Source organism: Rufibacter ruber, assembly GCF_014138425.1.
In the GTDB taxonomy this organism is placed as follows: domain Bacteria; phylum Bacteroidota; class Bacteroidia; order Cytophagales; family Hymenobacteraceae; genus Nibribacter; species Nibribacter ruber_C.
The window spans coordinates 99597-114829 of the sequence record NZ_JACJIQ010000002.1 but is presented as its reverse complement, the minus strand read 5'-3'; the positions used below and the strand labels follow the sequence as shown (position 1 = coordinate 114829).

At 47.5% G+C, this 15233-nt stretch carries 12 protein-coding genes; 1 reads left to right on the top strand and 11 read right to left on the bottom strand.

What is annotated here, in order from left to right; genetic code table 11:
• Positions 1-682: 682 nt before the first annotated feature.
• The 9 genes from FHS90_RS03085 to FHS90_RS03045 all read right to left on the bottom strand — a co-directional run bounded on the left by FHS90_RS03085 (position 683) and on the right by FHS90_RS03045 (position 12025).
• The gene (locus FHS90_RS03085; protein ID WP_182511695.1) at positions 683-2281 is read right to left on the bottom strand and encodes an Ig-like domain-containing domain; all 1599 of its coding nucleotides are present in this window, start codon (positions 2279-2281) and stop codon (positions 683-685) included.
• A gap of 70 nt (positions 2282-2351) precedes the next feature.
• Positions 2352-3239 carry a class I SAM-dependent methyltransferase gene (locus FHS90_RS03080; RefSeq protein ID WP_066829895.1) on the bottom strand — a complete coding sequence of 296 codons (888 nt, stop codon included), beginning with the start codon at positions 3237-3239 and terminating at the stop codon, positions 2352-2354.
• 1 nt (position 3240) lies between these two features.
• A complete protein-coding gene (gene mnmG / locus FHS90_RS03075; RefSeq protein ID WP_182511692.1) occupies positions 3241-5103 on the bottom strand; it encodes a tRNA uridine-5-carboxymethylaminomethyl(34) synthesis enzyme MnmG in 1863 nt (620 codons plus the stop codon).
• A gap of 70 nt (positions 5104-5173) precedes the next feature.
• Positions 5174-5605, bottom strand: coding sequence for an rRNA maturation RNase YbeY (ybeY, locus tag FHS90_RS03070; protein ID WP_182511690.1), 432 nt, complete (start codon positions 5603-5605; stop codon positions 5174-5176).
• Positions 5598-6005, bottom strand: coding sequence for an ATP-binding protein (locus FHS90_RS03065; protein WP_066829887.1), 408 nt, complete (start codon positions 6003-6005; stop codon positions 5598-5600). Before FHS90_RS03065 ends, ybeY begins: the two co-directional genes overlap by 8 nt.
• A gap of 33 nt (positions 6006-6038) precedes the next feature.
• A complete protein-coding gene (locus FHS90_RS03060; protein ID WP_182511688.1) occupies positions 6039-9356 on the bottom strand; it encodes a DUF4175 family protein in 3318 nt (1105 codons plus the stop codon).
• Between the two features lie 922 nt (positions 9357-10278).
• On the bottom strand, positions 10279-11052 hold the full coding sequence (locus FHS90_RS03055) for an exodeoxyribonuclease III (RefSeq protein ID WP_066829879.1): 774 nt from the start codon (positions 11050-11052) through the stop codon (positions 10279-10281).
• Complete coding sequence (locus FHS90_RS03050; protein ID WP_066829942.1) at positions 11049-11393, bottom strand: hypothetical protein; 345 nt, start codon at positions 11391-11393, stop codon at positions 11049-11051. Before FHS90_RS03050 ends, FHS90_RS03055 begins: the two co-directional genes overlap by 4 nt.
• A gap of 284 nt (positions 11394-11677) precedes the next feature.
• Complete coding sequence (locus FHS90_RS03045; RefSeq protein WP_066829877.1) at positions 11678-12025, bottom strand: carboxymuconolactone decarboxylase family protein; 348 nt, start codon at positions 12023-12025, stop codon at positions 11678-11680.
• Between the two features lie 69 nt (positions 12026-12094).
• Between FHS90_RS03045 and FHS90_RS03040 the strand changes: the two genes are divergently transcribed.
• Positions 12095-12808 carry a ComF family protein gene (locus FHS90_RS03040; RefSeq protein WP_182511686.1) on the top strand — a complete coding sequence of 238 codons (714 nt, stop codon included), beginning with the start codon at positions 12095-12097 and terminating at the stop codon, positions 12806-12808.
• Positions 12809-12894: 86 nt separating this feature from the next.
• Here the strand turns inward: FHS90_RS03040 and gldJ are convergent, their stop codons facing one another.
• Positions 12895-14082: a gliding motility lipoprotein GldJ gene (gldJ, locus tag FHS90_RS03035; RefSeq protein ID WP_066829871.1), complete on the bottom strand. Its 1188-nt coding sequence runs from the start codon at positions 14080-14082 to the stop codon at positions 12895-12897.
• Positions 14083-14157: 75 nt separating this feature from the next.
• On the bottom strand, positions 14158-15225 hold the full coding sequence (locus tag FHS90_RS03030) for a PorP/SprF family type IX secretion system membrane protein (RefSeq protein WP_182511685.1): 1068 nt from the start codon (positions 15223-15225) through the stop codon (positions 14158-14160).
• Between the last annotated feature and the right edge of the window lie 8 nt (positions 15226-15233).

Sequence of the window (15233 nt, the reverse complement as noted above, 5' to 3'; positions counted from 1 at the left end):
TTACGGTTGTATGGTGCCGTTTCTGGCTTACTTTTTATAAAACTACTCAAAAAATACCGGGTATCCACATGTTCAGGCGGCAGAGGCCCTTATTTCTGAACCGGGCCGCGCCCCAGCTCCCCTTTCTCCTTTCCGGTCTGCGCGAGTTTCCCACTTTTCCACGGGTTCCACCTGATATCTATTATAAAATGAATTTTTAAATAAGAATTTTCTTCATCATTAGGGATGTGCAGAAGTGGACAACTGTGGAAAGCCCGGAGTTATCCTGATCAGTGTTAAGAAAGGAGTCTTCTGTTCACATTTTTACTTTCTGCTGTGGATTCTTTTGGGTTCTTCTTCAAGTACTTAAATGGTCTTTCCACTTTTTCACATTCATGGCCGTGGAAAGAGGGTTAAAGTTATTCGCAGGTGAATAACTTTTTGTTTCTGTAGATTTTATTCACCGTCTCCCACATTTTGCTCTTTGCGTGCTATGTTTCACGGTGGGCTACTCTCAATTATCAAGTTTGTTGCGAGTTTATCCCGATTTTTGTCCACAGTTTTCCACGTTGTTTCCACCATTTGTGGAGGAAGGGTCTAATTTCAGAGATACGGCAAAAAAAATTCCTGTTTTCGGGCTGATTTTAGAAAAACAGCCCGAAAACAGGAATGTCAGAAAATGAAAGTTATTGGAAGGGTTGGGTTAAAACGTAAGCGGAGGGCTCATTTCAATTTCCCAATCTGCCCTGATCTCATAGATTTCCGGGTGAAGGATGACTGGTTCGGGTTGCCTTCTTTGGCTTAATAAGCCGTTATCCCATTTTCCGTTGCCATTGGTGTCAACCAGTACCCGTACCTGGTATTTAGCTGGCACCAGGTTTTCCCATAAAACAGTTTTTACGTTTCTGGCCTCCCTGACCACCTTGTTCTCCCGCAGCAGCTGAATGGTGTAGTTTTTTTCAGTCGTGCTGGTGACTACTTTTAAGCTACCGGTATTGGTCTTTTTGATCACTTGTAGCTTAGTGGTGGCACTGGCATACGGTGCCCCAATGAACGGTACTATTTTGGTGGTGTCAATGCTGAGGCTGATTTGACGGGTTGCCTGCAAGGGCAGTAGTAGAGTGGCCTCTGTCTGGTTTTTGTTCCACCTTAATTGTTTTGCGTCTGTAGTGGTTACTGTGGTGGTGGTGTCAAAGACGAGTGTTACGGCTCCCGCCGGATTAATAACTTTGGTAGGAAGCTCAAATCTCAGTTTTAACGTGTCTGTGGCCTTTACTGCGGTTCCATTCAGCACTTCAAAGTTTTTGATGGTTCTGGGTGCTGCTTTCCCAGACAAACGGGTGGTGACTGTATCTGTTCTTTGAATAGAGGCGCTGTCTGTGGCCAGGAACAGCCATTTCTGCTCTTCTGCCACTACCGGGTAGACCCTCACGGTCTTCCCGTTTTCAGTTAAAGTCCATCTAGCCTCACTGGGGGTTGGCTCAATGCTGGTTATTTGTACGTTGGTGAGGCCTTCTGCATACTCTACTTCATACACATTGGTAAAACTTCTTTTGGTGATTACCCGGGGCGGTGTGATGTCTTGGGTATGCAAGATAATGGTGAGCTCTTCTACGGCCGGTTGTACCACAATGGAGTCTGAGGCATATGCTATCAGTTCACTTTCATTGTCATACCTGAGGTTATTGTTGGTTTCTGACAGCGCATAGATGTAATAGTTGCCAACTTTTATGTTCCTGAAGCTGAAGGTACCTGTAGAATCTGCTGTGGTCACATACAGAGGCCGCCCGTTTCTGATCTGAGCGGTGTCCCTGGTTGGGTACAGCAGTACGTTCACGTCTTTTGGGACAGTGGCGCTATACAAGGCTTTTACCGTGCCGCTTACTCTCCCTGAATCTAGCTGGCTACCGGTACTAAAGGTAATGACCACGCTTTTTGCTAAATTTTTCTCTGTGACATCTGCTATGCTGTTTCTGAAGTTAAGGCTGTAGGTGGTGTTTTCCTCCCAGGGTTGCGTGAACTCCAACTCCAGGGTGCCGTCTTTTATCTTCTCTTTGAAGGTAGCCTCTGTATAAGGGGCCACAATGAGCTGGCGGTAAAGATCAATGGTTTGTATGGCTTCATTGAAAGTTAAGACAATGGTTTTAGGCTTTACGTTGGTTTGGCCGTCTTTTGGGTTGGTGCTGAGTAATTTTGGAGCCGTGACATCTTTGGGTCCACCAGAGGGACTCCCAATGTTGGCGCACCCGGTTATCATGAGGAGTGAAACCCAATACACTGCGTTTTTGAGCTGTTTTTTCATTTTTGGCGGTAAAATGGAAATGACCTTATAGTAGCGCTATAAGGTCATTTTTATTTTGTGTGATCGTCTTTTATTTTTTCTGGGCAATAAAGATCTGGCTTGAATAGGAGTTTCCGTTTTTGGCCCCGTGCAGGTTAGACCTGAAACCGGTAAAGAAAGAATCCAGCATCTTGGTTTGCCCGTGCTTGTACTTCTCACTCAGGATGCTCACGTAGTAAGAATCCCACTTCATGGGGAGAACTTCCTTTAGATCCAGCTTGTGCTTTTTCAGAAGCTTCTGCATGCTGGCTTTGTTGAAGTGGTACAAATGCCGGGGAACATCATACGCTGCCCAATCTGCTCCATACTTTTTGGCGTCATATGAATCTGCATTAGGTACGGCAATGACTAAATGTCCCCCTTTTTTGGTTGCCCGCACCAATTCTTTGAGCGTTTCATTTAATGTGTGTACGTGCTCTAACACATGCCAAAGCGTAATCACCTCAAAAGTTTCCTCAGCCAGATTCTGCAGCGGGCCTTGAACCAAGGGTTTCCCAATTTTCTCTTCAGTCTGTTTTCTGGCCTGTTCATTTGGCTCTATGCCTTCTACCTCCCAACCCTGTTTTTGGCACGCCTGCAGGAAATACCCCACCCCGCAACCGTAGTCCAGAATTTTGCCTTTGTTGCCCAAACGGTTTACCAGATCTACTTTGGTTTTTACTGCCATGGACCTGACCAGCCGGTAGGTTTTGTTCAGTAGACCTTTGCTGGTGTCTGAGTGTGAAATATAGGCTTCAGAGGCATAGTATGGACCAATGCTTCCTTCTTCTGGCCGCGGATTTGTGAACTTGAGCTGGCAGTTGGTACACTGCACAATGACAAAGCTCTCCTGGCTCACACTCTTGTCTTGTACTACTAGAAAATTCTTAAAATCTGTTTTTGAACAAATGGGGCAATGGTCTAGCCGTTCGTAGCTCATTCTATTTTCCTAAGTATACCATCAGGATGGAGATATCTGCGGGAGACACGCCACTGATGCGCGATGCTTGTCCTAAGGTTTCTGGCTGTACTTTCAGCAGTTTCTCACGGGCTTCGTTTGAAAGCGCGGTGATAGCTTTGTAGTCCAGCCGGTCTTTAATGCGGTAATTTTCCAGCTCCTCCATCTTAGAGGCCATCTGGTTTTCTTTGTCAATATAGCTCGCATATTTCAAAAGAATAACCGCCTGCTCTAAACTTTCTGGCAAATACTTGCTCAGGTACAGGTTCAGGCTTTCTGAAGATTGCAGCAGATGCTCCAGTTCTACGTTTGGCCGCTTTAGCAGATTACCGGCTTTGGCTCTTTCACTGATGGGGGCAGAATTCAGCGAAAGGAGCATGGCGTTAACTTCTTCTGGCTCTATTCCCTTTTGCTGCAGATACGTCAGTACCTCCTGGGTTTCCTGTTTCTTGCGGTTTACCTTTTGCAGCCGCTCCTCAGAGGCCAAGCCCAATTGGAAGCCTTTTTCTGTTAGCCTAAGGTCAGCGTTGTCCTGGCGTAACAAGATGCGGTGCTCTGCCCGTGAGGTAAACATGCGGTAAGGCTCATTGGTGCCTTTGTTTACTAGGTCATCAATCAAAACACCAATGTATGCCTCTGATCTTTTCAGAACAAACGGTTCTGCGTTATGCACCTTGTTATGGGCGTTAATTCCCGCCATAAGGCCTTGGCACGCCGCTTCTTCATAACCTGTAGTACCATTAATCTGCCCCGCAAAATAGAGGTTTTCCACCAGCTTTGTTTCCAGAGTCAGGTTTAACTGGGTGGGCGGGAAGAAATCATATTCAATGGCGTAACCAGGTCTGAACATTTTAGCGTTTTCAAACCCCTGGATTTCTCTCAGTGCTTTGAACTGCACATCTTCTGGCAAGGAGCTGGAGAAGCCATTCACATACACTTCAACTGTGTTCCATCCCTCTGGTTCTACAAAGATTTGGTGACGGTCGCGTTCCGCGAAGCGGTTGATCTTGTCTTCAATGGATGGGCAGTACCGCGGACCCAACCCCTGGATTCTACCCTGGAACATGGGTGATTGCTCAAAACCCGTTTTGAGAATCTCATGCACCTTAGAATTAGTGTAGGTAATGTAGCAACTTCTCTGGTTGCCCAGTGCCGGAGTATCTGTATAGGAGAACTTTGATGGGTTTTCATCTCCCTTCTGTTCTTCCATGACCTCATAGTTCAGGCTACGGCCGTCTACTCTGGGTGGAGTACCGGTTTTCATACGGCCTGCCTCAAACCCTAGCTGCACCAGTTGCTCAGTAATTCCTTTGGCTGCTTTTTCAGCGGCTCTACCGCCACCTAATTGCTTTTCACCAATATGGATAATGCCGTTCAAGAAGGTTCCGTTCGTTAACACAACGGCTTTGGCCCGTATCTCCAGACCCAAACTTGTCTTCACCCCTACTGCCCTGCCACCTTCTACTATTATCTCTGACACCATTTCCTGCCAGAAATCTACGTTAGGTGTCTGTTCCAGCGCCAGTCTCCATTCCTCTGCAAATCGCATGCGGTCACTCTGAGCCCGGGGGCTCCACATGGCGGGACCTTTAGACATATTAAGCATTCTGAACTGGATCATAGTCTTATCTGTAATGATCCCGCTCATACCGCCCAAGGCATCTACTTCTCTTACAATTTGGCCTTTAGCTACGCCCCCCATAGCTGGGTTGCATGACATTTGGGCAATGGTGTTCATGTTCATGGTTACGAGTAATACCTTCGATCCCATGGTGGCGGCCGCATGTGCAGCTTCACATCCGGCATGTCCCGCCCCTACTACTATTACATCATAACTTGTGAACATGGTGTGGATTACTTTGATGTTTCACGTGAAACATTGTTGATAAGTGAGGTAAAACTATACAGTCTGGTGTTTACAACCTGCGTAGTTGTAAACACGCATCTTCTTTAGAACGCATTATAATTTGGTTTTCTTCGCCTTTATCTTCAAATCCAAGCAGATGAAGAAGGCCGTGGGCCATAACCCGGTGAAGTTCTTCTTCTGGTGAAATGTGGAAAGAGGCAGCGTTGTCCACAATGCGGTCTATACTAATGAAAACATCACCTTCAATAACTCCCTCTACATCGGAATTATCAAAGGTGATGACATCAGTGAGTGTATCATGATCTAAGTATTCTACATTCATCTGATGAAGATATTCGTCAGAACAAAAAATGTAGTTCAAAGATTCTAACTCGAAGGAATAATTTTCTATTATTTCAAAAAGCCACTCTTTAACTCTTTGCTCGTTCTTTACCTCAAACTCTACGTCTTCAGCAAAAAACTCAATGGGCAACTCAGGCATTGGCAATATTGAAGGTTAACGATACGGTGCGGCCGTCATTGCTGAAAGAAACATCATCACAGAGGTTACGCATTAAGAAGATACCTCTCCCGCCCGGGTTCTCCAGATTTTCTGGGGCGGTTGGGTCAGACAATGATTCAGGGTCAAACCCGTTTCCTTCATCTTCTACTTCAAACCGCAGTTGGTTGGGCTCTACAAAAAGAGAAAGATAAACGTTTTTATCCTTATCAAACTTGTTACCATGTCTAATGGCGTTGTTGACAGATTCCGTAACAGCAACCATAATGTTGCCATAGATGTCGTCTTCAATCTGGAATTTCTCACGCGAGTTGTCAATGAAGCTCTCCACGATCCTGATATTCTCAATGATGGACGGAATCTGAATTTTTACTTGATTCATAATATGTTTACTATATCTGAAATGTCTGCAAATCTAATAACCTAATTGCTTAAAATAAGCATCTACTTGCTTTTTATAATAAGGAGTTAAAGCCGGTAGGTTCTGACGGAGCGATTCTGTCTGCTGTTTCTGCCGTTCCTGGTACTTCTGCAATGAAGGTGGAATGCGGGCAGGCAACTCCTTAGCCGTATTCGCTTCCCTTTTTTCATCCAGGTCCCGTTCATTGGCGGCTTTTTCAGCCTGCAGCAATCTAGTCAAAATCTCTTTCTGCCGCATCATTGTCTGCTCCGTGAGACGTTTATTAACGAGATCAGTTTCGGTTTGTTCCATGAGCTTGCCCAAATTGCTGAGATTCTCCCCTGCTTCTTTGCTGCCCGGCGCCGTAGAGGGCGGCGCCAGCTCTTTCATGGCATTGCGCAGCATTTCCTGCTGCGCCGCCAATTTGGCCAGCTGCTCAGACAGCGCTTTGCCGCTTTGCCCGCTTTTTTGCAACTGCTGTATCTGCTCATTCAGTTGCTGCTGCATCTGCCCCATCATACTTTGGCCTTTGCCGTTTTTGCCTTTGCCTTTCTTTTTGCCGGGTCCGCTCTGCTGCGCCGCCATCATAGCCTGTTGCATCTGCTTTTGCACATCACTGAGCATGAGGGCGAGGTTGTTCATAGACGTCATGGCTAACTGCTGGTGGGTTCCCGTTTTACCTAGATTACGGTCTTTGATGGACTCAGAGCTTTTGCGCATCTCCTCCTCCATGGCACCCACTTCTCTGGTCACAAAAGACTGTATCTGCATTACGCGTTTGGCCAGGGAAAGTAAACTGTCTTCAATGATTTTGGCATCATCAGACAGTTTAAGCTGCTGTTGCGCCATAGAAATGAAACGGGGGTCGCTCTGCTGCACGTTTCTAAAGTCTTTCATCAGCTTCTCCTGACCGAAGGATAGAGTTACCAGGTTCTCCAGAATGTCCCGCAGGTGGTCTAAGTTCTGTTGCATCTGCTGCATGTCTGCGCTGGCTTCTTGGCTCTGCATCTGCTGTGACATTTTCTGCATTTTCTGGGCGGCAGATTTCTGCTGTTGGCTGGCTTTCTGGTTCTGCCCTTTCTGCAGTGATTCCTGCGCCCCTTCCTGCTCCTGTTCTATCTGCTCTTGCAGCTGCTCAGTCTCTGGCATGTCTTCAGGGTGCTCCAGCTGCTCGTTCAGTTTTTCAGCCTCTTTGAGGTCTTCCTGCATTTGCTTAAACTGCTCCTGTAGGTTCTTCTGCTCCTGTTGCAGGTTCTGGTCAGCTTTGTTTTTCTGATTAGCCGTTTTATTTGACAGGTCTTCCTGTTTCTTGGCCATATCTTCTAGCTTCTGCATGGCGTTGTCCAGCTTCTGTTCTACCTGCAGCTGCTTGAACATTTCCAGCAGTCGGTCCAGCTCTTTCTGCAGGTTTTCCTCTTTGTTGTTGAGTTTGTCTAGCAACGGCTGAATTTGCGCGGGGTCTGGCTGTTTCTGCTGCAGGAGCTTCTCCAGTTCCTGGTACAGTTTTTTGGTTTCCTCATCCAGCAGCTGGTCCATCATCTTCTGGAGCTGGTCGCGTTTCTCGGCTAGTTTTTCGTTTTTAGGCGAAAACTGGTCCTGCTGCTGGTTCAGCTGCTCATTCATTTTCTTGAGCGCCTCCAGGTCTTCCTGCAGGGCTTTCTTCTTCTCAGCCAGTTCCTGCAGCGCCTTTTTGTCCTGGTAAGAAAGCTCCCGCTTGAGCTTGGTCTTCTCTTCGTTCTGTTCCAGTGATTTCTTGAGTTCCTCTGCCTTGTTGAGCGAAGACTTCATCTGTGACTGCACCTGCTGAGACGTCTGCTCAATTGATTTCTGCAGTTCAGCCGGGTCTGGGTATTTAAAGGTGAACGTAGACGTGCGGGCGCTCTTAGGTTGCGGCACCTGGTCATTGTCAGCCACCTGCACAAAATATTCAAGCTTGTCACCGGGTTGCAGGTTGAACTGCTTCAGGTTGAGCTGGTGGAAATAAGACTGGGTGGGCAGGGAGCCATTAAATGGAATTGAAACCGTTTTGTAGCCTGTGCTACCGTTATTGCCTTTGAGCACCCGGTAATGCAGCGCCAGACGGCTAAAACCGTAATCATCTGAAATGGTTCCCCCTACCACCAGGTAAGAATACATCACCGAATCCCGGAACTGCTCTAAGGTTATCTCAGGAGCCCGGTCTGGGATCACCGTGATCTGGTAAGAGATCTGTTCTTTGTTGCTGGAGTACCGGTTGCGCAGGTGCATGCTGTAACGCTGGCTTTGCATGAAAGTCTTGTTCACTACATATTCCTCGTCTTGCAATTGCGCTTTCACCTTTTGGGCGGGAGCCTCAAACTGTAACCAAAGCGAGTCTGCGTTCTCTGCCGCCAGATGCCATGTCACCTGGGTGCCTTCAGGCACGGTAAAATCGCCGGTGTTGGTCACGGTCTCTGCGGGTTTGCGCAGGTAAGCGGGGTATTTAAGCTCTGCCCGCAACTGCCGTAACGCCGGACGTGCCACCACCCGCAAATGGTTGGTTTTAGAATAAAAACCCGCTCCGGTTAACTGAAAGTCTACTGACTCCTGCACCTTCTGGAACTCATGCACATACGTGTTGCCCTTCTCCCTCTTCAGCGGGATTTCCCTCCCGTCAAGAACCAACGCTACTTCTTCGGGCACTGAATTGCCTTCAATAGATACTTTCAGTTGGAAATCCTCTCCTTTAAAAGCCTGCAGCAACTCATTTTCAATTTGAAACTTAAACGGTGCCTCTGGGGAGTAATGGGTCTTAAAGTTGATAATGCGCTCGGTGCCCTGCACAAACAGCGTAGGGTAAATGAACGCCAGCACCAGTACCAGGACCAAGGGCAGCAGCAGGTACTTGAAGTAAGATTTGTTCTGGGTAAGCTTTATCCTTTCAGGGAACTGGTAGGTGGCCAGTTCTTCTGAGCGCTGCTCTACGCTGGCCGCCACCAGCTCATTGGTCAGGGCCACGTTCTTAAGCTGGAGCAGGTTCAGAAGCCGGTCCTGGATCTCGGGGAAATATTGGGCCACCTGCCGGGCCGCCTGCTCATCTGAGAGCAGCTTTTTCAGGTTGGCCAACGCCAGTAGCGGTGTCCAGAGCCATCTTACCACCGCAAACGCGCTAATGGACAGAAACGAAAACAAGAGAAATGCCCGCACCTCTGGCTGGAAATAAAAATAATACTCCAGCAGCGTGATAAGCAGGAAAGAAGACAGCACCAGCCCCGTTGCCAACAATGCTCCCTTTACCAGCAGGTTCAGATAAAACTTGCGCTTGAACGCCTGAAGCTGCTCTAATACAGTCTGTAATGATCCGGCAGCCCGCATACTTTGTAATTGATTAAAGAAAAGTAGCCCCTACAGCCTCTCAGATAAGATTCTGGAGCACTGTTTCACTATACCCATACGTATTTGATCTGTAGAGTAGTAACTCTTAGGCTTACTAATTTATTGTTAATTCTCTGATTTGACCAAAGTGCCACCTGTTTTTGGCCTGTTTTCAGGAAAATAAGCCAAAAACAGAAACAGAGAGGGAAAATAAGATTAGAAAAGAAGGCCCCGCAGCTACTCCCTCCCGTGCACCTGAAAGGATTTGATAGTTGAACAGGTAAAAGAAGAAAGCAGAGAGAAGTAAGGCGCCTTTCCTGCCACTGCTGTTCTTTGATTGGTACACTGGTTATAGCTTTTCTTGTCTCTGGCGCAAGTACCTGCCTTTGCGGATAGAAGATGTGTATAAGATTGATTCAAACTGCAGGTTTAAGCCTTGCACATGCAGACGCTGGCGCCAGACAGATAAATTCTTCTCAACAGGTTTGAAGCTAAGCACAGAGACAGTAACCTTTAAAGACTTCTTCAATAGTACTGATAACGCTTTATATCGAGCAGGAGTAGAGACCAGTAATTATTTATCTAACTTCTCCACAAGATTCTTCAGCCGTACAGGCATGTAGATATAAAGACAAAGAGTACATAGTTTGTCTTGCTGAAAAGAATCTTAGTAATGAACGGGAATAGTGTCCAATAAATTTGTTTCTAAAGTTTTCCACCTAAATTCTTATAAACTATCAGAGAAAATAAATTTTAAAGTAGTAGTAGACAAATGTTTATGTTCTGAAGTAAGTGTAGAATGGCTCAATTATAATTTGAACATCTGTTGATAGTAAAGTGAGGTATGAACAACAAAAAGCCGTGTTTTCAGCCTGTTTTTGAGAAAACAGGCCGAAAACACGGCTTTGGAAAATAAGATATCTTAGGCCTCTACCGGGTGCATCTCCAGCAGCACCGGGCAATGGTCAGAATGCTTGGCTTCGGGTAGAATAGCGGCCCGTTTCATGAGCGGCTTCAGGTGCTCAGAAACCAGCAGGTAATCAATGCGCCAGCCCAAGTTCTTCTCCCGTACATTAAAACGGTAGCTCCACCAGGTGTAATGATGAGGTTCTGGGTTGAAGTGCCGGAAGGAATCAATGTACCCGTCTTGCAAAAAGCCGCTGAACCAGTTGCGTTCCTCCGGCAGGAAACCAGAACTGTTGGCATTGGCCTTGGGGTTGTGGATATCTATGGCCTGGTGGCAGATGTTATAGTCACCGCAAATCACTAAACCTTCTACAGAGTTCTTCAATTCCCGAATGTACTGTTGAAAATCGCGCAGCCATTCCATCTTGAACGCCTGCCGATGCTCGCCACTGGAGCCAGAGGGCATGTACACGTTCAGCACAGAATACCCGTTGTAGTCGGCTCTGATTACCCTTCCCTCCTGGTCATACTGGTCAATGCCACAGCCAATGCAGACATTCTTAGGCTCTACCTTTGAAAGGATGGCCACGCCGCTGTAGCCTTTCTTGATGGCGGGGTGCAGGTACACGTGGTAGCCAAGTTCCTCAAAGGGGGCTTTGTCAAACTTGGTTACGTCTGCTTTGATTTCCTGCAGGCACAGCACGTCTGGGTTGGCAGCCCTTACCCAGTCAACAAACCCTTTTGTGACGGCCGCTCTTATGCCGTTAACATTATAACTGATGATTTTCATTTGTTCATTTGATCAAAATACTCCAGCGCGTGCCACTTGAGCATTCGCTCCTGCTCTTTTAAATTACAGGCCGGCAGCGGTTTCACAGACTTCCAGTGAGGCCATCCCTCCTGATCAAGTCCTTCCAGTTCATAATAGCCAGACAGGCTGAGCAATTTGCAGGTGGCAATGTGCATGAGATCCTGTTTCTGTTCTTTGGTGAACTCCTGCACCCCCTGCCCTAGCTCCTGCACGCCAATCAGAAATAAAATGGCATTCAAATCTGGCTTCTTCCCAAAAATGCTCTTTATCTCCTGCCGCAGCGCCGCCCACCGGACATCAAAATCTTCTTCGTTCTCCATGGGGGAAATGAATGTGTGGCTGTTAACATGACCAAAAGCAGTGAACTGCAACAGTTTGCTCTATATAGTGCCGGGTAACAGCCAGATAATCAATAGTTTAATTTGTTCTTCTGAATCAGGGAAAGATGATCTGCCTGAAAGCTCAGAAAGAGGTAAGACCTAAACCGTGGGTAAGATCCTCTTCTTTACAAAGCCGTTGCCTATTTCCCTTTCCTGATACTTCCGTTTTCGGGCTGTTTTGATAAAAACAGGCCTAAAACGGAAGTAAAGTGAGAACAACAGAGTTAGGCATTTTCGTTCTTTAACTCTTCCCAATATTCCACGGCTCTCCTGAAATGGGGGATCACAATAGAACCGCCAATCAGGTTGGCGATGGAGAAAATCTCATATACCTCTTCATCAGTGAGGCCGCACTCAAAGCATTTGCCCAAATGGTATTTGATGCAGTCATCGCAACGGAGCACCATGGAGCAGGCCAGGCCCAGCATTTCCTTGGTCTTCACATCTAAGGCGCCTTCAGCGTAGGCGTTGGTGTCCAGGTTGAAAAAGCGCTTGATTACTTTATTATCCGCGGCCATGATTTTTTCATTCATGCGGGTGCGGTAGTCGTTGAATTCTTTTACTAGGCTCATTGTTGTCACAAATTAGATAGGGCGATGTCTGCCTACTGTAAAGTTACACCAAAATCTGCACTTGTTTTTATGCAGCTGTTGACTTCAAGCTTTCGCACGTTATACCAGGATTTTCTGGCGTTGCTTTTCCCGGAGGAATGCCAGGCGTGTGCCGGCGAGCTGGCTATGGGCGAAGAAGTGATCTGTAGCTACTGCCGGATCAAGCTGCCGTACACCAATTTCCACCTCTGCCCTACTGACAATGCCGTGCACCAGGTTTTCTGGGGAAGGGTGCCTGTCCAACTGGCGGTGGCGTACCTGAAATTTCAGGAGAAAAGCCGGGTGCAGCGGCTATTGCACCAGCTCAAGTACCGTGGGCAGGAAGAAGTGGGGGAAGTTTTGGGAAGGTGGTTAGGAAAGAACATGCAGGAGCACGGGGCTTTCCAGCGCATTGAGGTGGTGGTTCCTATCCCGTTGCACAAGCAGAAACTGCAGCAGCGGGGCTATAACCAGGTGGCGGCCTTTGCCAAAGAAATTGCGCAGGCGCTAGAGGTGCCGGTAGCAGAGCAGGCTTTGCAAAAGAAAAGGAGCACCGGCACGCAAACCAAGAAAAACCGGTTATCCCGTTGGGAAGCCATGCGGGAGTTGTATGCCCTCCTGAACCCTGCTGCCATCAAGGGGAAACATGTATTGCTTGTAGATGATGTCATCACCACCGGAGCCACGCTTGAGGCTTGTGCCAATGTCTTGTTAAGCGGTGGGGCAAGTACGGTAAGTGTGGCGGCTATTGCGTATACTTTGTAGGTGTCCCTGTTATATCTGGGAACCTTAATAAATAAAAAAGGAGCCGTTTAACGGCTCCTTTTTCTATAACTAGTTGAAACTGTTCTTTATTTGTTTGAGCCGGTGTTGATCATGGCACAACGGAAACCAATGGTTGAAGTGGCAGAATCCTGCTCCATGAATCTACGCGTTCCGGGTGATAACCAGTAGGCTACGTCTTTCCAGGAACCGCCTTTGTACACGCGCACGGTGTTGGTGATCAATGACTGGAAGCCGGCCACGTCATAGTTAGAAGAATCATCCATTACCCCATTGCGGCGTACCGGGTTCAAGTCTTCTACATCCTGGAAGGAAAGCGGGCGGTAAACATCTTGTACCCACTCGTTTACGTTACCAGCCATGTTGTATAGACCGAAATCATTGGGTGGGTATGCGTATACATACTCAGTGATCATGGCGCCATCATTCAAAGAACCGGCAATACCGGCGTAGTCACCACGGCCCCGTTTGAAGTTAGCCAGGAACTGACCCTGGTTTTTGCCATACGGGTTACGCACCTGGTGCCCATCCCATGGGTAGATACGCTTGTTCAACTGGTTTTCTTCTTCGTCTAACTGCACACCAATCAACGCCTGGGCGGCATATTCCCATTCTGCTTCTGTTGGGAGGCGGTAGTTGGGTAGAACAGCACCAGACTCAATGGGAGGCGTAGCACCTTCAGCAAGGTCCCCGTCAAAATTAGCAGCCAGGCCTTTGTTCACCATGGCGGTACGCCAGATACAGTAGTCCTGGGCTTGCTGCCAGCTCACCCCTACCACCGGGTAAAACCGGAAGCCTGGGTAACGCAGGTAATAATTCACGTAAGGGTCATTGAATGACAACTCACGCTCCCAAACCGTAGTGTCTGGCAAAGCTCTGGTATATACCTCCTCAGAAGAGTCTTTACGTACATAGTGCAGGTATTCCAGCCAGTGAATATTGGCTACTTCAGCTTCATCCATGTAGAAAGAAGCCACGGTTACGGTACGCTCTATGTTATCACGGGTCATGGCTATATCTTCCTCAGAAGAGCCAAGGGTGGTTCTACCGCCTTCAATGAATACAAGACCTGGTCCTTCAGGAATATCACTGTAATCTGCTACGGCAAAGCCACCTTCTTCATCATCATACTCAATGCCGGTAGCAGTACTGGTTTTACCAGGTTTCCGGCTGGTAGGCCTGCTATCCTTAGAACAGGAGCTGAAAACAAGCGCCCCTGCTGCCATCACGTAAATTAGTTGTTTAGACAGTCTCATAAATGTTGGTAAGTACCAGGTAAAATTGTATTCTCTAAACTAGTTATGTCTATTAACACGCAATAATATAGAATTTTAGAAAGCCGGGCAAGCAATCCGATTGTAATTTTTGTCGGTGCCTGATCTTTTAAAGATTTTGAGATAATCTACCTTCTCAAAAGAAAGAGAAATCTCGTGCGTTGGGCCTAAAGCAACAGGACTGGCAGACAGCGGGTGCCGGTAACTATACCCTATTTTGAATCCTTTATGCGAAACGCCCGCCAAACCAGAAATAGTACTGGCGGCGGGTAGATTTTTTTCACCAGGTAACATGCTATATCCCAAACCAATAGTAACGGGGGTGACAATACCGTAAAATGTGGCATCAACGCGTTTAAAGGCACGCTGTTGTGTATACGAGAAAGTAGGAATAAAGCTGACTTCTTTGAAAAAATTTCGTACAAAATACTGTTTAACATAAAACCTGTAGCCGGTGTGAGCCTGAAACACCGGGGGAATGGTATTATCAGAAGATTCACCAAGAGCGGGGGAGTTTAAATGCTGGGCTGAGGTGCCCACCCAGAACTGTCTGGTGAACAGCAGGAAACCAGCGGCCACGGTACCGTAAGATGCCCGTTCAAACGAATTCCTTTCGGCGGTAGGTGAAGTTATAGAGCCGTCAGGGGCTAACTGGTCTTCAAAGACCAGTCGGGAGCTGGGGCTAAGGCTGCCATACGCCGCCTGCAGGCCCACACTCAAATCCAGGTGTTGCCTCAATTTGGTATGGTAGGCGTAAAGAGCGCCCGCCTGTAGCTTGGTGAACCCGCCTGCCGGGCTCCGGTCAGAGGCAAAAGTGAGGCCAACGGCATTCCGGTTCTCAGAAAAACGGTACTCCCCGCTCAGCACCTGGGTGCTGTACCCGCTGTTGGTCCCAGTCCATTGAGAGCTGTGGCCGGCAGTAACGCTGTAATCAGACAATAAACCGGTAAACGCGGGGTTTAGAAATAAACGGTGGGCATAAGGCTGGGACAGGGGCGTCTCCTGGGCCAGAGCAACGGAACTCTGGATGGCCAGAAAACAACCTATCTTTGCCGCTTGCAGTACTGTCTTTGCCTTTAGAGCACGGCACGTAAATTGCAGAAGCTTAAAAAAGCCTATATTCATTTTAAAAT